Source organism: Polyangium sp. y55x31 (assembly GCF_029946505.1).
Classification (GTDB): Bacteria; Myxococcota_A; Polyangia; order Polyangiales; family Polyangiaceae; genus Polyangium.
This window is the reverse complement of sequence record NZ_JARZHG010000022.1, coordinates 36395-55816: the sequence shown is the minus strand read 5'-3', so window position 1 is coordinate 55816 and position 19422 is coordinate 36395. Positions and strand designations below refer to the sequence as shown.

Here is a 19422-nt window from a genome sequence, read left to right as displayed (position 1 = left end):
GGAAGCTTCGGGTGTTCGCGCCGAAGGTGTCTTCGGTGGGGAGGCGGGCGCGCTGCCTTCCGGGGCGGTGATCGCTGCGCCCTCGGTGCGCACCGCGCTCCGTGGTCTCGCGGCGGTCGACGATCTGCTCTGCGCGAAAGGCGCGAGTGGGCTCGTGGTGCTGCACGGGCCACGCGCGACGCTGGAGGCGGTGGGCGCGCACGCGGCGCGGCGGGCGCAGGTGATCGGGCGCGCGTGCCTGCGGGTCGCCGAGGTCGCGTGGGACGAACCCTGGCGCGAGATCGCCGCGCAGATGGGGATCGTCGATGTGGTGGAGCCGCGCCTCGTGGCCGCGCGGATCACCTCTGCGGCGAACGGCGCGATGATCGTCGTGTCCGAAGGCACGCCGACGCACTGGGGACAGGCGGTCGTGGAGGAGATGGCGCGCCTCGTGATCGCCCCTCCACGCGCAGGGGCCGCGCCGCTCGTGCTCGTGCTGCGCGAGGTGGCATCGGCGCCGGCGGGCGCGCGCCTCGTGCAGTTCGATCCAATCGCGTCGCCGGAGGATCTGCGTCGCTTCTGGGAGGCGATCGCGCAGGCGGCCGAGCTTCGCCTCGGCGCGGAAGAAGGAAGGCTCGAAGCGCTGGAGCGCTGGTGGTCGGCGGCGCGACGCGCGCCGCTCGACGGGCGCGCCGAGCCGATCGTGCTCGAACCGGCGCAGAGGCGGCTCTGCGCGCGGCTCGCGCTGGCGCAGCGGAGCTTGCCGGCCGCAGAGATCGGTCGGCTCGGCGCGAGCGCGGACGTGGAGGCGCTCGTCGCGCGGGGCGCGGCGACGATCGACGCGGCGGGATCGATGAAGCTCACGGGGGCTGCGCCGATCGAGCTCGAAGCCGATCGCGACGATGCGTTCGCGGTGGCGAGCGCGCTCGAAGCGGTGTTCCCGCTCGATCCCTGGGCGATGCTCCGCGCGGCCGAGCTTTGGGCGCGCGCAGGCGATTCGGAGCGAGCGGAGCTGCTCGCGACGCGCGCGCTCGCCGGCGTGGCAGAGCCTTCGGCGCGGGTGGATTTCTGGCGACGCTGGGAAGCGGCGCTCGCGCTCTTCTCGGATGCGTCGACGACGAAGGCGCTCCTGCGTTCGGCGGAGCTCGCGCTGCGTGTCGGCGACGCGGAGCGGGCGACGGGGTTCGCGCGGGCCGCGGCCGCGCGGGATGGAAACGCGCCCGAGGTGATGATCACGCTCGGCAAGGCGTTGAGCGCCGAGGGTGATCTCACGACGGCGACGATCGTGCTCGAACGCGCGATGAGCCGCGCGGATGCGTCCGGCGCGCGCGCGCGTGCGGCCGTGGAGCTCGCCGAGGTCCGGTACACGGCCGGTGATCTCGAAGCGGCGCGAAGGTTTGCCCAGGAAGCGCAGGCCGGCGCGGCGGATCTCGCGACGCGGCTCGGGGCGCGCAACGTGCTCGGCAAGCTCCTGCTCGCGGCGGCGTCGTGGAGCGAGGCGGAGGCGCATTTCGCGGCGGACGCGTGGGAAGCGGCGTGCGGCGGCGAGGGGATCGCGGAGCTCCGGGCGCGGCTCAACCGCGCGATCGCCGTGCTCTCGACCGGCAGGCTCGACGAGGCGCGGCCGATGCTCGCCTCCGTGCTCGAAGACGGCACGGCGCGCGGCGAGCACCGCGCGGTGGGGTTCGCCCTGACGAACCTCGCGACGATCGCCATCCTGAAGCGCGATTATCCGGAGGCGTTCCACCTCTCGGAGCGCGCGATCGAGGTCTTCCGGCGCATCCGCGAGCGGCTCTTCCTCGCCACCGTGATCCCGAACCTCGCCGAGCTCCGGCTCGATCTCGGGCTCGTGGCCGAGGCAGAGCAGACGCTCGCGTTCGGGCGGCAAGCGTGCGGCCCGGCGATCCCGGGGACACGCGCGCCGCACTTCGCGCTCGTCGCGGCGCGGATCCACCTCGCGCGCGGCAGGACGCTCGAAGCGCGGGCGGAGCTCGCGTCGGCCATCGCGGGCGCGAGCGGATCGAGCAACGGCGCGAAGCTCTGCGAGTGCCACTGCCTCGCGGCGCGTATCGCGCTCGACGACGGCAACGTCACGCGCGCCGCGCAGGCGATCGAGCGCGCGCGGGCGCACGCGAGCTCGACGGGGGCACGCGCGGAGGTCGCGCTCCTCGAAGCGACGCGGGCGCGCGCCGCCGGTGATGCGTGGGACGGCGCCGCCGAGGAGGCGCTCGATCTCGCGCGGGAAGCGGACGCGCCGGAGCTCGAACGCGAGGCGCGCGTGCTGCTCTGCCACGCGGAGCTCGCGCGGGGCGATGCGCGCGAGGCCGAGGTGCACCTGCAAGCGGCGCTCGCCTCTCGTGATCGCATGGCGTCGTCCCTGCCCGAGGGGATTCGCGAGCGTTTCCTCGCGCGTCCCGAGCTCCGCGGGCTCGCGGCCCTCGAAGCGCGCGCGCCGCGTGCGAGCGAGCCGGGGTCGAGGCCTTGCGAGCGATGCGGCGATGCGTCGTGCCCGGGCTGCTCCGCGCCGTCGCTCCACCCTTCGTCGCCGTCCTTGCGCGCGTCGTCGCCGTCGCGCTCGTCGGTGACGGCGATCGAGCGGATCGTCGGGCGCGACCCGACCATGCTCTCGCTGCTCTCGGCCATCAAGAAGGTCGCGAAGGCCGACACGACGGTGCTGATCCAGGGCGAGAGCGGCTCCGGCAAGGAGCTCGTCGCCGACGCGATCCACGAGATGAGCCCGCGCCGCGCGGGGCCGCTCGTCAAGGTGAACTGCTCGGCGCTCGTCGAGACGCTCCTTCTCTCCGAGCTCTTCGGCCACGAGAAGGGCGCGTTCACCGGCGCGCAGGCGCGGCGCCGCGGCCGCTTCGAGCTCGCCGAGGGCGGCACGATCTTCCTCGACGAGATCGGCGACATCTCGCAACGCACGCAGGTCGCGCTCCTCCGCGTGCTCGAGGACAAGAGCTTCGAACGCGTCGGCGGCGCCCAGCCGATCCGCGCGAACGTGCGGATCCTCTGCGCCACGCACCGCGATCTCCGCGCGATGGTGGCGCGCGGCGAGTTCCGCGAGGATCTCTACTACCGGCTGCGGCAGGTCGTGCTCGAGGTCCCCGCGCTTCGTCAGCGCATCGCGGACATGCCGCTCATCACACAGGCCTTGCTCACGCGCATCGCACAGGAGCGCGGCGAGCCGCAGAAGCGGCTCTCGGATCGGGCGATCGAGGCGCTCATGCGCCACGCGTGGCACGGCAACGTGCGCGAGCTCGAGAACGCGCTGCGCGCGGCGTCGCTCTTTGCGGAGGGCGACGTCATCGAGCTCGAGGATTTCACGACGAACGTCGAGTACATGCGCGGCGTAGCTGCCGAGATCACGAAGAGTTCGTCGCCGCCGTCGCCTTCGGAGCCGCAGGACACGCGTGGGGGAAGCGGGGGCGCCTCTCAGCTCACCGAGCGAAGATCGCAGGGGGAGGGCGATGCGACGCCGGTCGAGGTGACGTACGCGCACGTCCGCTCGGGCGTCAGCCTGAGCGACATGAAGCGGAAGATCGAGCGTGAGTGCATCGCGCGCGCGCTCGAAGAGAGCGGCGGGAACATCACCCGCGCTGCGGTGCTTCTGGGGATGAAGCGGCCGCGGCTCTCGCAGCTCGTGAAGCAGTACGGACTGGGCAGTGCGTCGGAGGACGGATCATGAACGTTGGGAGACAATCGCTCGGGCTCGGAGGACTCTTCGCACTCGTCGCGACGGTGCTCACGGGGTGCCTGGTTGCGCCTGACGAGAGCGCCGAGGTCGACGAGGCCATCGAGGAGCTCGCGGTGAATTCTTCCGACGCGGAGGATCAGCCGGATCGTGGTTCCCCGAGCGTGCCGGACGAGCCGCCTCCGCAGACCGACGACATGCCCGATCCGCTGCCGTGGCACGAGATCGTCACGGTGAAGCCCGGCGGGTGTGATCCCGAGGCGCGCAGCGGCCCGGATCCGCTGCCGTGGGTCCCCGGCGCCGGCACGCAGAGCTCGCCGGGCACGGGGACGAAGCAAGACTAGGAGCGCGCGCGGCGATCGATCGGGGACGACCCCGGGGCGGCGCGTTACGCTCTCGTCGTGCCGATAGGGATCGATCTCCGGACACGGACCACGCTCGTCTGCGGCGCGCTCGCGCTCGTCATCGCCGTCTCGATCCTGCTTCGCGGCCGTGTCCGCACCGTGCACCTGCTCTTCGCGGCGTTCGCGGGCGACATCGGCCTCTGGTACCTGTCGCAGTCCCTCTTCGGCTTCTTCCAGCAGACGATCTGGGAGCGCTTCACGGCGATCCTCGCGGTGGCCCTGCCGCAGTTCGCGCTCCACCTCTTCGAGGCGATGATCCCGCACGAGGGGGATCGACCGAGCCGATTGCCGCGCCTCGCAGGCGTGCTCGCGATCCCGATGGTGCTGCTCGTCTTGAGCCCGAAGCAGGGTTTTTGGCTCGTGCGCGGCGCGGTGTTCTTCTACGTCTTCGCGTTCCTCACGGCGGGGCTCTGGGAGCTCGGGCAACGCGGCGCGCGGAGCGGCTCGCGCGCGACGCAGCGGCGCGTCCGCTTCCTCGTGGTCATCGGCGCGCTCGCCGGCCTCGCGAGCGTGGCCGACTTCGCGTGGTTCCTCGGCGTGAACCCCGCGCCCGTCGGCGCGGCGCTCAGCGTCGTGTTCCTCTTCATCCTGGCGCAAGCGCTCCGACACGAGCGGCTGCTCGACGTCTACGAGATGCTCGCGCGCCTGCTCGTCGCCACGGCCGTCGCGTTCTTGATCGCGGGGATCTTCTACGTCCTCATCACGTTCATCGGCGGCTTCAACACGATGTACTTGAACGCCGTGCTCGCGGCGATCGTGATCCTCGTCCTCTTCGATCCGCTGCGCGAGCGCGTCGCCGAGCAGATCCAGAAGCTCTTCTTCCGTGATCGGTTTGACCTCGAACAATCCGTGGCCGACGCGCGAAGGCGTCTCGTGCATGTGCTCGAGCTCGACGACCTCGGATCGATCGTGATGACGGCGCTCGAGCAGTCGCGGCGCGTGACGAAGGCGGCGATCTACCTGCGCGACGCGGACGGCTCGGGGTTCGACAAGCTCGCGTCGCTCGGCCAGGGCGCGCCGCCGCGGATCGAGGTGGCGACGGCGCGTGCGCTGCTCGATCGGCTCGAAGTGGGTCCGCTCTCGCTCGAAGAGCTCAAGCGCGAGGTGCGCGAGCGCAAGGCGCGGGGCGCGCGAACGGACGCGCCGGAGGCCGTGCTCAGCGCGGCCGCGGTGCTCGGGAGCATGCGGGACGGCGCGATCGTCCTGCGGATCCGGGCCGAGGGCGACGAAGCCGTGGGGCTGCTCGTGGTGGTCGACGAGCGCGTGCGGGACGCGTTCTCGCCCGAGGAGACCACGCTGCTCGACGCGATCGCCACGCAGGTCGGCGTGGTCATCGAGAACTCGCGCGTCTACCAGCAGATGAAGGAGCGCGATCGGCTCGCCGTCCTCGGGCAGATGGCGGCGGGGCTCGCGCACGAGATTCGAAACCCGCTCGGCGCGATCAAGGGCTCGGCGCAGCTCCTCGCGGAGCCGGGGCCGGACGGACGCGATCCGGATCCGCAGTCGCGCGAGTTCATCGGCATCATCCTCGAAGAGGTCGAGCGGCTCGATCGGGTCGTCGGCTCGGTCCTCGATCTCGCGCGCGCGAACCAGGGCGCGGTCGTGCCGACGGACGTGAACGCCGTCGTGCGCCGCACGCTCCAGGTGCTCTCGACCGAACGCGCGACCCAGGATCTGACGGTGGAGGTGAACCTCGATTCGAGCCTGCCGCGCGTCGCGATCGATCCGGAGAAGCTCCGGCAGGTCTTGATGAACCTCTACCGGAACGCGGCGCAGGCCATGAAGGGGCGGGGGAAGATCACGGTGTCGACGCGCGTGCGGCTCGGCCGCGGGACACGTTCGGGGACGGGGATGGCCGACGAGCCGTTCGTGGAGCTCACGGTCGCGGACAACGGGCCGGGCATCTCGCAGAAGGTGCTGGAGAACATCTTCCTGCCGTTCTTCTCCACGAAGGAGAAGGGCACGGGGCTCGGGCTCGCGATCAGCCAGCGCATCGCCCAGGGCGCGGGCGGGCGCATCGAGGTTCGATCGTACGAGGGCAAAGGGTCGACGTTCGCGGTGATCCTGCCGGCGGCGATGGACGCGCTCGGGGCGCCGTCCTCGACGCCGACGCCGCTCAGTCGTTCTGCATGAGGCCGCGGATTTTGCCGGTGGGCAGGAGCTTGACCCGCAAGGCGGAGGGCTCACGCGGCAGGCCCGGCATGGTCATCATGTCGCCGGTGAGCGCGACGGCGAAGCCTGCGCCGGCGCTCAGGCGGATCTCGCGCACGGTGACCTGGAAGTTCGTTGGACGTCCAACGAGCGCGGGATCGTCGGAGAGCGAGAGCTGGGTCTTCGCCATGCAGACGGGCACGCCGCCGTGGCCGAGCTCCTCGATGCGGCGGGCGTCGCGTTCGGCGGCGGCGGTGAAGGTGACGCCGTCCGCGCCGTAGATCGTGCGGGCGATCTTGGTGATCTTGTCGCGCAGGGGCTCGGCGAGGTCGTAGACGAAGCGGGGCGCAGGCGGCGCTCCGTCGGTCGCGTCGGCGGCGCTCGCGACGGCCTCCGCGAGCTCGAGGGAACCCTCGCCGCCTCGCAAAAAACCTTCGCAGCGGACGGCGCGCACGCCGCGGCGCTGCATGGCCGCCTCGACGAGGGCGAGCTCCTCTTGCGTGTCGTTCGGGAAGACGTTGATCGACACGACGACGGGCAGGCCGAAGAACGCGGCTGAATCGAGGTGTTTGTCGAGGTGCGCGAGGCCGAGCTCGAGCGCCCTCGCGTCGGGCTCCGCCGCGCGCTTGACCGGCGCGCCGCCGTGCATCTTGAGGGCGCGCAGCGTGGCCACGAGGACGAGCACGCGCGGGAAGACGCCCATCGTCCGGCACTTGATGTCGAGGAACTTCTCGCCGCCGAGGTCGAAGCCGAAGCCCGCCTCCGTGATCACGTAGTCGCCCGAGAGCAGGCCGAGGCGCGTCGCGAGGACCGAGGAGCAGCCGTGCGCGATGTTCGCGAACGGGCCGGCGTGCACGAGGGCCGGGCCGCCCTCGTCGGTTTGCACGAGGTTCGGCTTGATCGCGTCGCGCAGGAGCGCGGTCATCGCGGCGGCGGCGCCCACGTCGTCCGCCGTGATCGGCGCGCCGCTCGTGCTCTGGCCGATCACGATGCGGCCGAGGCGCTTCTCGAGATCCTCGGGCCCGTCGGCGAGCGCCACGATCGCCATGACCTCGCTCGCGGCCGTGATGTCGAATCGATCCTGCCGCGGCACGCCGTCGGCCTTGCGGCCGAGGCCGACGATCACGTTGCGCAGGGCGCGGTCGTTCATGTCGAGCGCGCGGCCCCACGTCACGAGGCGCGGATCGATCGCGCCTTTTTCGCCGAACGACGTGCCGAAGTGGCACGCGTTGTCGACCATCGCGGACAGGAGGTTGTGCGCGGTGGAGATCGCGTGGATGTCGCCGGTGAAGTGCAGGTTGATGTCGTCGGCGGGCACGAGCGTCGCGCGTCCGCCGCCCGTGCCGCCGCCCTTCACGCCGAAGACCGGGCCGAGCGAGGGCTCGCGCAGGCAAAGCACGGCGCGCTTCGCGAGGCGCCGCATGCCCATCGCGAGCGCGATCGACGTCGTCGTCTTGCCTTCGCCCGCGGGCGTCGGGTTGATCGCGGAGACGAGCACGAGGCGGCCCGCGCCGGCAGCGGGGCGCGTGAGGGCGGCGAGATCGATCTTCGCCTTGTTGCGGCCGTACGGCTCGACGTGATCCTCGGACACGCCGAGCTCGCGCGCGACGTCGAGGATCCCCTGGGGTCCGATGGGCAAAGCGCTCTGCGTAAGGGTCACGGGCCTCCTCGGTGCCTGCAGCGCAGGCGTCAGGTGTAACGTCGTTGCATCAGGTCGTGGAGCAGGCGGCTCCCGCGCACGAGCGAGAGCGTGTGCTCGGCGTGGTCGTGGGCGTAGCCGTTGCCGATGAAGAGATCCACGTCGCGGCCGAGCCCCTCGGCGCCGAGGGCGGCGGCCGTGAAGCTCGTGCTCATCGCGAAGTAGTAGACCTTGCCACGATCGCGGGCCGCGAGGATCGCGGAGAGCTCGACGCCGGGCACGTTCACGCACGAGAGCACGAGGTCCGCGCCGCGGCCCTCGGTCAAAGGCGCGACGGCGTCACGAACGGCGAGCGGATCGCGCGCGTCGAGTGTCGCGACGTGATCGCAGATCCCGAGCGCGCGCAGATCGTCGGCGTACGCGGGGAACGACTCGATGCCGATCACCTTGCCCGTCGCGCCGACGCGGCGGCGCGCCTCGGCCGCGCAGAGCAGGCCCGATTTGCCGCCCGCGCCGAGCACGACGACGCTGTCGCCGGGTCCGCAGAGGCGCGCGACCTGCGGCGCCGCGCCGGCCACGTCGAGCAAGGCGAGGACGAGCCGCTCGGGCATGTCCGTCGGGATGCGCGCGATCGGCGCCGTGAGAAAGACGGCGGCCTTGCCGACGACGTCGAGTTGCGCCGAGGCGGGGCGCACGGCGAGCACGCGATCGAGCCAGAGCGGCGTGAGCGAGAGCGAGACGAGCGTGGCGACGCGGTCGCCCGGGACGAAGCCGCGCGCTGCCGCGAGATCGCCGACGCGCTCGACGACGCCGAGCAACATGCCGCCGGAGCCGGTGACCGGGTTGTGTTGCTTGCCGCGTCGCTTCACGGTTTCCAGGACGAGCGCGGCGACGCCCTCGGGGCTTCCGCCGGAAGCCTCTTCCATTTGCCGAAAGCTCGCGGCGTCGACGTTGAGCGTCTGGACGTCGACGACGATCTCGGTCGCGTAGACCTTGGAAAAATCGTTGTCGAGCCGCTCGGCGGGCTGGGGGAGCGCACCTTTCGGCGCGATCACGCGGTGGGTCCCGAGGGGGTCTCCGGCAGGCGTTGTCACGAGCGCTCCCTTATCACGCCTTTCGCCGGACGGAAGGCGCGGGGGGGATCCCGCGAGGAACGCTTGACCCTCGCACGTCGGAAACCCTAAAGTTTCAAGGACGAAGCGGGCGTATCCTGCGCCCTCCGCGAATCTTTCGGCCGAGCATGGAAAGCCAACTGCCCAAGGTGTCGCCGCCGCGGAGGCTCGCGCTGCGCTTCATCTCCGGCAAATACCAGGGCGGAGAGTTCCTCCTGGAGGACAAGAAGGAGATCATCGTCGGGCGCTCGAGCGACCTCGACATGGTCCTCGTGGAGGACATGGTCTCGCGCAAGCACGCGCGGATCGCGGTCGGCGACCCGATCACGATCGAGGACCTCGGCTCGACGAACGGCACCTTCGTCAACGGCGAGCGCATCAAGCGCGCGACGCTCAAAGAAGGCGACCGCGTCCTCATCGGCACGAACATCCTGAAGGTCGTCATCGCCGAGGTCTCGTCGCCCGGGATCCGCCTGCCGAAGCGCAGCGAGCAGCCGCCTTCGGGTCGCTCGCCGACGCGCAGCATGTCCGGCGCGATCGACGAGATCCCGCTGCCCGATCTCCTGCAGCTCCTCGGTTCGTCGAAGAAGACGGGCCTGCTCGTGATCCGCACCGACGACGAGGTCGGCAAGATCCACCTCTCGAAGGGCACGATCATCCACGCGTCGCTCGACGACAGCGCGGATCTGCCGCCGCTCAAGGCCGCGTATCGGATCCTCTCGTGGGGGAGCGGGACGTTCGATTTCGAGCCGCCCGACGAGGTCCTGCCGAAGGATCCGATCGACGTGTCCGTGCAGGAGCTCCTGATGGAAGGGCTCCGTCAGCTCGACGAGTACAACGCGATCAAGCACAAGCTGCCCGGGAAAAACGCGCAGCTCTCGGTCGCGCTCCCGCTGAAGCCGCTCATCCGCGATCTCTCGCCGCTGGAGCTCGATGTGCTGCAGGCCGTGTGGAACCACGCCGAGATGCACGTCGTGATGGACAAGAGCACCGCGAGCGACCTCGACACGGGGCGCACGCTCCTCAAGCTGATCTCGTCGGCCTACGTGCGCGTCGAGTAACGCGAAGGATCCACGATCGCGGCGCGCACCGCCTCGGCCAGCGAGGAGACGTGATCGTCCTCGAAGCCGAGCGAAAGGAGCGTCTCCGCGAGGCGCAGCACGTACTCCACGTTCGTCCCGCTCGGCCCGCGCGCTTCGAGCACGTCGGCGACCATCGTCTCGAACGGCGCGGGCCCGAGGTGCCACGGGTTTCCGGGGCGCGCGATCCAGGTGATCGCCTCGATCGTCGTCGCGCTCTCCTTCGCCGCGGCTTCTCCGTGAAGCTCCGCGTGGACCGTGACGCGGTCGTAGCCGCCCTGCTCGCGTTCATCGAGCGCGGTGAGGATCGCGTCTGCCTCCGCGGGCGCGAGCGCGTACACGAGCCCGCCCACGTGCGCGCCGGGCGCGGGCACGAGCGTCGCCACGCGGCCGAGCCGCTCGGGCGTGCCGCGATGATCGGGCGAGCCTTGTTCGAGCCGTCGCGACAAACCGGCGACCCGCGCGGCCTTCGCCTCGACGTACGGAAATCCGGGCCGCCAGAGGAGCGACCCGTAGCCGAAGATCCACACGCTCACGGCGCTGCTTTTTTCCGGCCGAGCCCGACGAGGAAGACCTCGGAGCTCACGCTGCGCGTGCCTTCGGGCCGGATCACGCGCACCTCGTCGTAGAGCGAGCGCAGCCGCTCGCGCGCCTTCTGGAACTCTTCGCTCATGAACAACTTGCCGACGAAGGCGCTGCCGGGCGCGCCGAGCGCCTCGGCCACGGAGACCGCGCGATCGAAGAGCTCGTAGCTCCGCCACTGATCCGCGGCCTTGCTGCCGGTCGTCGCGGGCGCCATGTCGCTCAGCACGACGTCGTAGGGCGCGAACTGCGCGAGGGCTTCGTTCGTGAGCGAGAGCGCGTCGCCTCGCACGACCGTCACGTTGGGGCCGAAGGCTTGCCGGATCTCCGAGAGATCCACGGCGAGCAGGTGTCCCTTCGAGCCGATCTTTTGCGCGGCGTACATGGACCACGACCCGGGAGCGGCGCCCAGATCGAGGACGCGCTGCCCGGGTCGTAGGAGACGTACCCGACGATCGATCTCCTCGAGCTTGAAGACACTCCGCGCCGGAAACCCTTGCGCCTTCGCCGCTTTGGTGAAGGTGTCGGGTTTCCGGTACGGATTCTTGCCCTTCGCGCTCACGAGGAGATGGGCGATCAGGCCTTCTTGCCGCCGTTCTTCTTCTTCACGGCGCCGCGGACGAGGACGATGCCGTTCCGCGCGCCCGGGACCGCGCCCTCGATGAGGACGAGGTCCTCCTCGGGGATGAGCTTCGCGATCTTCAGGTTGAGCGCGCTCACGGTCTCGGCGCCGTAGTGACCGGGCATCTTGAGGCCGGGCAGGGTGCGGCCGGGGGTCATGTTCGTACCGATCGAGCCGCCGTGACGGCGATACTCGTGCGTACCGTGCGTCTGCACGGCGCCGGCGAAGTTCCAGCGGCGCACGACGCCGGTGAAGCCGCGGCCGCGGGACGTGCCCTGCGCGTCGACGATCTGGCCGACCTCGAACACCTGATCGACGCCGATCTTCTGGCCGACCTCGAACTTCGCCGCGTCCTCGGCCGACACGCGCAGCTCGCGCACGACGCGCTTCGGCGTCTGCTGCGTCTTGCGGTACGTGCCGAGCAAGGGCTTCTTCGTGTGCTTCTCTTTGCGCTCGCCAAGGCCGACGATGAGGGCGCTGTAGCCGTCCTTCTCCACCGTCCGCTTGCCGATCACGACGCCGCCCGCCTGCACCACGCTGCAGCGGAGGACCTCGCCCTTTTCGTCGAAGATCTGGGTCATCCCGATCTTCTTGCCGAGGATGCCAAGGTTCTTGTTCATCTCGATGCCTCTATCGTGCGCTTCTTCTGGGGTTCGTCCGGCTGTGTTCGCGAGGATCGCGAGCCCCTCGTCGCATCTTTCGCCTGCTTGGCGAAGGCCGGTTCGAAGCGCAGAAACCGGGGTGAACGAGCACCAGGCGAGTCGGGGGGCGGGGAGTCTACCCAGGAAGGTCCAAAGGGAAAGGTTTTTTGTTGGCAAACCCCGCCGGGAGGAACAAGGAGGGTGGGGTGAACGAAGAAGCACCGGCCAGAGTGAAGGATCCGGTGTGCGGAATGATGGTGACGCCCGGGGCGGCCAGGGGCGGCCATCACGAGCACGCAGGCACGACGTACTGGTTCTGCAACCCGCGTTGTAGGGAGAAATTCGCGGCAGATCCGGAGAAGTACCTCGCGCCGAAGGCGGAAGAACAAGCTCCCGCGCCCGCCAAGGTGAAGGATCCGGTGTGCGGGATGATGGTGACGCCCGGAGCGGCCAAGGGCGGTCATCACGAGCACGCAGGCGCGACGTACTGGTTCTGCAACCCGCGCTGCCGGGAGAAATTCGCGGCGGATCCCGATAAATACCTCGCGCCGAAGGTCGAGGCGCCCGCGGCGCCCGCGGCGAAGGTCGAAGAAAAGGCAGCGTCGCCGGCCCCGGTCGTCGAGGCGCCCGCAGGCACGATCTACACGTGCCCGATGGATCCCGAGGTCCGGCAGGACAAACCAGGATCCTGCCCGATCTGCGGCATGGCGCTCGAGCCGATGGCGGTCCTCACCGCCGAGGAGCCGCCGAACCCCGAGCTCGAGAGCATGACGCGAAGGCTCTGGATCTCGGCCGTGCTCTCGCTGCCGCTGCTCGTGCTCGCGATGGCGCCGATGTTGATGCCCGGCTGGCGCTGGTCGCACGTGCTGCCGTACCAGCGATGGATCGAGCTCGTGCTCGCGACGCCCGTGGTGCTCTGGGGCGGATGGCCGTTCTTCGAGCGCGGGTGGACCTCGCTCGTGACCCGGCGTTTCAACATGTTCACGCTGATCGCGATCGGCACGGGGACGGCCTACGCCTACAGCGTCGCGGCCACGATCGCGCCTTCGATGTTCCCCGCGTCGTTCCGCGTGCACGGCGGCGAGGTGCCCGTTTATTTCGAGGCCGCGGCGGTGATCGTCACGCTCGTGCTCGTCGGTCAGGTGCTCGAGCTTCGCGCGCGCAGCCGCACCTCGGGCGCGATCCGCGCGCTGCTCGGCCTCGCTCCGCGCAGCGCGCGGCGGCTGCGCGACGGCGTCGAGGAGGACGTGCCGATCGAGGTCGTCGCCGTGGGCGATCGGCTGCGCGTGCGGCCGGGCGAGCGTGTCCCCGTCGACGGCGTCGTGCTCGAAGGCAAGAGCTCGGTCGACGAGTCGATGGTCACGGGCGAGCCGATCCCGGTGGAGAAAGACGTCGGCGATCACGTGACGGGCGGGACGGTGAACGGCGCGGGTGGCTTCGTGATGCGCGCCGAGCGCGTGGGGCAGGGGACGCTGCTCGCGCAGATCGTGCGGATGGTGGGCGAAGCGCAGCGCACGCGCGCGCCGATCCAGCGCCTCGCCGACGTCGTGAGCGCGTGGTTCGTCCCGGCCGTCGTGCTCGCGGCGTTGCTCACGTTCGTGGTGTGGGCGCTCGTCGGCCCCGAGCCGCGCCTCGCGTACGCGCTGCTCAACGCGGTCGCGGTGCTCATCATCGCGTGCCCCTGCGCGCTCGGCCTGGCGACGCCGATGTCGATCATGGTGGGCACGGGGCGCGGCGCTTCGGCGGGCGTGCTCGTCAAGAACGCGGAGGCGCTCGAAGCGCTGGAGCGCGTGGACACGCTCGTCGTGGACAAGACGGGCACGCTCACCGAGGGCAAGCCCGCCGTGGCCTCGATCGTGCCGCTCGACGGCGCAGACGAGGCGACCGTGCTCCGCGTCGCGGCGAGCCTCGAGCGCGGCAGCGAGCACCCGCTCGCCTCGGCGATCCTTGCGGCTGCAAAGGATCGAGGCGTCGATCTCGCGAGCGTCACGGAGTTCCGATCGCTCACCGGCCGCGGCGTGACGGGCGTGCTCGAGGGCGAGCCGGCCGCGCTCGGAAACGCTCGCCTGCTCGAAGAGCTCTCGATCGAGAGCGCCAGCGGTCTCACGCGCGCCGAGGCGCTCCGCGCGCGTGGACAAACCGTGGTGTTCGTGGCGCGCGGCGGGCGCGTCCTCGGGCTCGTGGGCGTGGCCGATCCGATCAAGAGCTCGGCAAAAGAGGCGCTCGCCGCGCTGCGCGAAGAGGGCCTCGCGATCGTCATGCTCACGGGCGACAGCCGCACGACCGCCGAGGCCGTGGCGCGCGAGCTCGGGATCACGGAGATCGAAGCCGAGGTCCTGCCCGATCAGAAGAGCGCCATCGTCGAGCGCCTCACGAAGAGCGGGAAGATCGTGGCCATGGCCGGCGACGGCGTGAACGACGCGCCGGCGCTCGCGCGTGCCGCCGTCGGCATCGCGATGGGCACGGGCACCGACGTCGCGATGGAGAGCGCGGGCGTGACGCTCGTGCGCGGCGATCTACGCGGCATCGTGCGGGCGCGGCGCCTCTCGCACGCGACGATGAAGAACATCCGCCAGAACCTCTTTTTCGCCTTCGTCTACAACGGTCTCGGCGTGCCGCTCGCGGCCGGCGTCCTCTACCCCTTCTTTGGTCTCCTCCTGAGCCCCATGATCGCGAGCGCCGCCATGAGCCTGAGCAGCGTCTCGGTCATCACGAACGCGCTCCGTCTGCGCACCGTGCGCCTCTGACGCAAAGCGTCGGTCGCTCGGTTCCGAAGGGGGGAAGGCCGAGGGCGGGCCGAGCCGGGAAAGCTGAGGCCGTCCTGGAAAGAGCGCGAGCTTGCATCGCCGGTTGGGCTGCGCCAACCCCCTCCCGTACGGCAATCGGGGTGCTACGCTCTCCGAGGGGCGACGCGCCTGCCGCCGGGAGGTTCGATGGCAAGCGAGCGCAATCGCAACGGAGCCGCGAGCCCGAGGGATACGACGAGGACGCGCGTGTCTCCACGGGAAGGCGCGCCGCGCACGCGCGGGATGCCCGCGTCGCATCACGCGGACGGAAGCTGGGGCGGACCTGGAAAAGGCGCGCGTTCGTTCGCGGCGGTCACCCCGGGCGCAGGCGCGACGAAGGCCGCCTCCCGGGACAGCGCCTTGCCGCTCGTGCTCGTCGCGCTCGTCGTGCTCGCGGTCGCGCAGAACATCGTTCTCCGCATCGCCGTGCCGCTCGTGCTCGTGACGGCCGCGATCGTGCTTTACGTGCGCGGATCACGCAGGCGTTCGAGCGACAAGGCCGCGTCGCGTGGCATCTGCGTCGACGGCCACGGGCTCTTTTTCCAGCCGGAGAGCGGGCCGCCGCAGAACGTCGTTCCGCTCGGCGAGCCCTTCGGCATGACGCTCGTGACCAGCGCGAAGCGGGATCGAATGGTCGCCGTGTGGAGCTCGCCGGAAGGCCTCTTCTACGTGGGATCAACGTTCGAAGGCACGGCGCGCCGCGCGCTCGGGGCGCTCTTCGATCGCGCGTTCACCGCGGTCGGCGACGACGCCGCGCTCGAAGCCCTCGGCCCCGACGGCGCGCCGCTCGAGCTACTGCCCTCCGACTTCGCGGCGCTCGTGTTCGCCGTCGAGGAGCTCGATCCTTCGTGTGTCGAGCGCCTCGTCCTCTCGGACGCGCGGGGCGCGCCGCTCACGCTCGACGGCCGCGAGCTCGTGGTGGGCGAGCGTCGCTTCGACCTCACCGCGCCGCTCGAATGGCGTCCTTTCGTCTTTCAGGAGGCCTTCGGACAGGCCGTCGCCGTGTACCAGGGCACGTCGATCCGGCAGGGCGGGAGTGAGGCCGTGCTCGTGGCGCTTTTGCCCTCCATCCTGCCTTACGAGTTCGGCGCGGAGAGCGACCTCGATCGCACGCTCCTGCGTGATCTGCGCCTGATGCAGGCGCCGCCCGAGGAGCCGCCGCCCCGCGACGCGCGGGTCGCGATCGATCGGCTCTTCGTCTTGCCCGTGCGATCCGCCCTCGACAGGGCCCCGCGCGCCTCGCAGCAGCCCTCTCGGGCGCGCGCGTAGTCGAAACGCAATTTTGCCGCCAAACCATTGTCTTCGCGGCCGCTTGACGCGGCACGTCGCTCGCGGCTACACCCGGCCGACGCTAGAACACGCCGACGACGACGTCGGCGCATCGCTGCCCGGAGGCACCATGGCCGTCGACATCCAGAAGCTCTTCAACGAAGAAGTCCCCTCGAAGATCGCCAAGAACCCCACCGGGGCGAAGGCGATCGGCGGCAAGTACCAGTTCGTCATCACGGGCGAGGGCGGCGGCGAGTGGTTCCTCGACCTGACGGACTCGGGCCCGAGCTCCCAGGCGGGCAGCCCCGGCGGCGCCGACCTGACCGTCACCATCGCGTCGAGCGACTTCCAGAAGCTCTACGAGAACCCGCAGGCGAACGGCATGCAGCTCTACTTCGCCGGCAAGCTCAAGATGGTCGGCAACCCGGCGCTCGGGATGAAGCTGAACAAGCTCTTCGAGCTCTGATCGATCCCGAGCCCGGGAAGAGGCCGGCGCGTGCTCGGATCCGTCCGAGGGCCGCCGGCCTTCGTTCATCCGCCACCATTTCTTTTTGACCTCAAAGGAAACGCATGCGCCCCCTCGTCGGCAAACGGATCCTGGACCTCTCGCGGCTCTTGCCCGGCCCCTTCGCGACGCTCGTGCTCGCCGATCTCGGCGCCACCGTCGACAAGATCGAGGACCTCGCCGGCGGCGATTACCTCCGGCACATGCCGCCCGCGCTCGCCGGCGAGTCCGCGGCCTTCCAGCTCTTGAACCGCGGCAAACGCAGCGCGCTTCTCGACCTCAAGCGTCCCGAAGGACGCGCGGCGTTCGAGCGGCTCGTCGGCTCGTACGACGTGCTCTTCGAGCAGTTCCGCCCCGGCGTGCTCGATCGCCTCGGCCTCGGGCACGACGTGCTGCGCCGAAAATTCCCCAAGCTCGTCATCTGCGCGCTCACGGGCTACGGCCAGGATGGGCCGCTGAAGAACCGCGCGGGCCACGACATCGACTACCTCGCGCGCGGCGGCCTGCTCGGCTCGCAAGGCCCCGAGGATGGCCCGCCACAGCCGCCCGGCTTCCAGCTCGCCGACGTGAGCGGAGGCATGTGGTCCGTCATCGCGATCCTCGCCGCGCTCGCCGAGCGGGATCGCACGGGTGAAGGGCGCGTGCTCGACATCTCCATGACCGACGGCATTCTCGGCTTCGCCACGGCCACGATCGGCGCCGCGCTCGCAGGCGAGACGCGCCCGCGCGGCACGGACGCGCTCGTCGGCGGCATCGCGCCCTACGGCACGTACGTCTCGAAGGACGGGCACCCCTTCGCGCTCGGCGCCCTGGAGCCGAAGTTCTGGATGTCGTTCTGCGCCGCGGCCGGGATCGAGCCGCGCATGGAGGCGCTCCTGCCGGGGCCGCATCAGGCCGAGATCAAGGCCACGGTGCAGAGCGCCTTCGCCCAGAAGACGCGCGACGAGTGGATCGCGATCGCTGCGAGCCACGACTGCTGCCTCGAGCCGGTGGTGCGCCCGAACGAGCTCCGCGACGATCCGCTCATGAAGGCACGCGAGCTCTTCTTCGACATCCCGAGCCCGCGCGGCGACATCCCGCAGGTGCGGCTCCCGGTCACGCCGAAGGACGTCGCCTTCGCCCCGCCGCCGCGCTCGGGCGAGCACACGCGCGTGGTCTTCCGCGAAGCCGGCTTCTCCGACGCGGAGATCGACGACCTCGTTCGCGCCGGCGCCATCCGCGAAGGCGAGAGCAGCTAGGGCCGATCAGAGGGTGTTCCACAGCGTAGCGCCGGGGTTTCACCCCGGACCCGACGAGGGGCTGTCCGCCCCTCGACCCGGACCAGGGCCAGCCCTGGACCTCTGATGCATCGACCGCGATGCGGTCGATGCACAGGCGCATGGGTTTTCACTCGCGACGCCTGTGGAACACCCGCTCAGATCTTCTTGAGCTCGTCGACGAACTCCCAGTCGGCGACGAGCCCCTTGCGCAGGAGCACCGACAGGAGCGCGGCCGCGATGGCCTCCCAGCGCAGGTTCGGCCCGAGGATCTGGTTCGCGTCCGCGCCGTGACAAACCGCGCGCAGCGCCGCCACGAGATCCCGCGCCGTGAGCCCGGCGCGATCGTCCTCGGCCCCGAGCGTCGACGGCGGCAGCTCCTCCTCCGACGGTCCGCCCGCCGGCTGCGCGAGCGTCGGCACGCGTTGCTTCTGCTTGCGCGGCGCGGGCAGCGAGATCGTCGTGCCGTCGAGCAGCGTCAGCGAGATCATGCGCGGCGCGCGGCCTCGCGGCTCGGGGATCGTGTCCACGGGCTCGGAGCTCGGCGGCAAGGCGCCCTCGTCGAGCGTCGGCGGCTGCGGATCGTCCGTGATTTCGAGCACGCGACGCAGCCGCTCCGACGGCGGCGGCAGGGGACGCGCTTCCACGATCGACACGCGCGTCTTCGCGGCGACCTCTTCGAGCTGCGGCGACTGCGCGCCCGGATCGGGCAGCGTCGGCGGCGGAGGCACGTCGGGCGCCGAGGGCATCTTGCCCCGCGCAGGCGCGGGCGCGGCCGCCTCGGCGAGCGCGACGGCGTCCTGCGTGGTCGGCGGGGGCGGCGTCTTCGGCGCGCTTCGTGCCGCGCTCGGCTGCGGCTTCGGCGGCGAACGATCGGGATCCGAACCTGGGAGGTCCAACGAACTCACCGTGATCTCCGCGACCTCGACCGCCGGCCCTTCCACCGGCGCCGGCGCCGGCGCCACGAACGGCGAGGCCGGCGTCTCCGCGATGGCGAGGCTCGGATCGGCCGCGGCTTCGGGCCTCGTGCCGTCGGGCGTCGTGTCGCGCTCCACGATCGGCGCTCCTTCGGCGGGCGACTGCGCGAGCGGCGCAGGCGGCGCGCTCGGCTGCACGTCGTAGTAGACGCGGATCGCGTTTCGGATGTCGCTCGGCGGCGCGATCATCGCCTTCACCGGCAGCCCCGAGTGCTCACCACACGCGCGCAGGCCCTCCTCGTTCGAGGGATCGTCCATCGCGACGTAGAGCGTCTGCCCCTGCCCGCGCACGTGGCGCACGTAGATCGGCACCACGCAGAAGCGCTCGGCCACGTGGTGCGGCACGAGGTTCAAGAGTTGCCGCGAGAACTCGATGTGCAGCAGCGAGACCCAGGGAACGCTCAGTTGATGCGAGAGGATCTGTGTGAGCTGGGTCTCGTTGATGTGCCCTCGCTCCACCAGCAACGTGCCGAGGCGGCGCCCGTCGCTTTTCTGAAGCGCGAGGACCTCGTCGAGGTCTTGCTGTGAGAGCAGCCCTGCGTCGACGAGGAGCTGACCGAGACGGAGGCGCGGCGTTGGCATCGGCCCGCAGGTTAGCCGATCGCAGCGCGGACCTACCAGTTGTTGGGGTGCGGCGTTCGCTTGATAGAACCAGCCCAATCCGGGCCCCGACCGTGGTACCTTGCGGCGCGTGTCGGATGTCCTTTGCCCTCAGTGCGCCACCGC

General features: G+C 70.8%; 14 protein-coding genes. 8 read left to right on the top strand and 6 right to left on the bottom strand.

Going from position 1 to position 19422, the window contains the following annotated elements:
- Nucleotides 1–67: 67 nt before the first annotated feature.
- The 3 genes from QHF84_RS30985 to QHF84_RS30975 are packed head-to-tail and all read left to right on the top strand — an operon-like array spanning nucleotide 68 to nucleotide 6210.
- Nucleotides 68–3667 carry a sigma-54 dependent transcriptional regulator gene (locus QHF84_RS30985; protein WP_281317081.1) on the top strand — a complete coding sequence of 1200 codons (3600 nt, stop codon included), beginning with the start codon at nucleotides 68–70 and terminating at the stop codon, nucleotides 3665–3667.
- Nucleotides 3664–4017, top strand: coding sequence for a hypothetical protein (locus QHF84_RS30980; RefSeq protein WP_281317080.1), 354 nt, complete (start codon nucleotides 3664–3666; stop codon nucleotides 4015–4017). Before QHF84_RS30985 ends, QHF84_RS30980 begins: the two co-directional genes overlap by 4 nt.
- 57 nt (nucleotides 4018–4074) lie before the next feature.
- Complete coding sequence (locus tag QHF84_RS30975; protein ID WP_281317079.1) at nucleotides 4075–6210, top strand: ATP-binding protein; 2136 nt, start codon at nucleotides 4075–4077, stop codon at nucleotides 6208–6210.
- Here QHF84_RS30975 and QHF84_RS30970 read toward each other — a convergent pair.
- Nucleotides 6194–7888 carry a formate--tetrahydrofolate ligase gene (locus QHF84_RS30970; RefSeq protein WP_281317078.1) on the bottom strand — a complete coding sequence of 565 codons (1695 nt, stop codon included), beginning with the start codon at nucleotides 7886–7888 and terminating at the stop codon, nucleotides 6194–6196. The two genes, QHF84_RS30975 and QHF84_RS30970, sit on opposite strands and share 17 nt — an antisense overlap.
- 29 nt (nucleotides 7889–7917) lie before the next feature.
- Nucleotides 7918–8961 carry an L-erythro-3,5-diaminohexanoate dehydrogenase gene (locus QHF84_RS30965; protein ID WP_281317077.1) on the bottom strand — a complete coding sequence of 348 codons (1044 nt, stop codon included), beginning with the start codon at nucleotides 8959–8961 and terminating at the stop codon, nucleotides 7918–7920.
- Nucleotides 8962–9107: 146 nt separating this feature from the next.
- On the opposite strand from QHF84_RS30965, the gene QHF84_RS30960 reads away from it, so the two are divergent.
- Entirely contained in the window at nucleotides 9108–10040 is a 933-nt protein-coding gene (locus QHF84_RS30960; protein WP_281317076.1) for a DUF4388 domain-containing protein, read from the top strand.
- Here QHF84_RS30960 and QHF84_RS30955 read toward each other — a convergent pair.
- Genes QHF84_RS30955 through rplC form a run of 3 tightly spaced genes read right to left on the bottom strand, consistent with a single transcriptional unit; the run spans nucleotide 10022 to nucleotide 11882 of the window.
- Nucleotides 10022–10594 carry a gamma-glutamylcyclotransferase gene (locus tag QHF84_RS30955; RefSeq protein ID WP_281317075.1) on the bottom strand — a complete coding sequence of 191 codons (573 nt, stop codon included), beginning with the start codon at nucleotides 10592–10594 and terminating at the stop codon, nucleotides 10022–10024. The two genes, QHF84_RS30960 and QHF84_RS30955, sit on opposite strands and share 19 nt — an antisense overlap.
- Nucleotides 10591–11202, bottom strand: coding sequence for an RlmE family RNA methyltransferase (locus QHF84_RS30950; RefSeq protein WP_281317074.1), 612 nt, complete (start codon nucleotides 11200–11202; stop codon nucleotides 10591–10593). Before QHF84_RS30950 ends, QHF84_RS30955 begins: the two co-directional genes overlap by 4 nt.
- Nucleotides 11203–11216: 14 nt before the next feature.
- Complete coding sequence (gene rplC, locus QHF84_RS30945) at nucleotides 11217–11882, bottom strand: 50S ribosomal protein L3 (RefSeq protein WP_281317073.1); 666 nt, start codon at nucleotides 11880–11882, stop codon at nucleotides 11217–11219.
- Between the two features lie 227 nt (nucleotides 11883–12109).
- Between rplC and QHF84_RS30940 the strand changes: the two genes are divergently transcribed.
- From QHF84_RS30940 to QHF84_RS30925, 4 genes are all read left to right on the top strand, one after another.
- The gene (locus QHF84_RS30940) at nucleotides 12110–14650 is read left to right on the top strand and encodes a heavy metal translocating P-type ATPase (protein WP_281317072.1); all 2541 of its coding nucleotides are present in this window, start codon (nucleotides 12110–12112) and stop codon (nucleotides 14648–14650) included.
- A 246-nt stretch (nucleotides 14651–14896) separates the two neighbouring features.
- Entirely contained in the window at nucleotides 14897–15958 is a 1062-nt protein-coding gene (locus tag QHF84_RS30935; protein WP_281317071.1) for an IMP dehydrogenase, read from the top strand.
- A gap of 130 nt (nucleotides 15959–16088) precedes the next feature.
- On the top strand, nucleotides 16089–16424 hold the full coding sequence (locus QHF84_RS30930; protein ID WP_281317070.1) for an SCP2 sterol-binding domain-containing protein: 336 nt from the start codon (nucleotides 16089–16091) through the stop codon (nucleotides 16422–16424).
- Nucleotides 16425–16528: 104 nt separating this feature from the next.
- Nucleotides 16529–17701, top strand: a complete 1173-nt coding sequence (locus QHF84_RS30925; RefSeq protein WP_281317069.1) for a CaiB/BaiF CoA-transferase family protein — start codon at nucleotides 16529–16531, stop codon at nucleotides 17699–17701.
- A gap of 176 nt (nucleotides 17702–17877) precedes the next feature.
- Here the strand turns inward: QHF84_RS30925 and QHF84_RS30920 are convergent, their stop codons facing one another.
- Nucleotides 17878–19278, bottom strand: coding sequence for a hypothetical protein (locus QHF84_RS30920; protein WP_281317068.1), 1401 nt, complete (start codon nucleotides 19276–19278; stop codon nucleotides 17878–17880).
- Nucleotides 19279–19422: the final 144 nt, after the last annotated feature.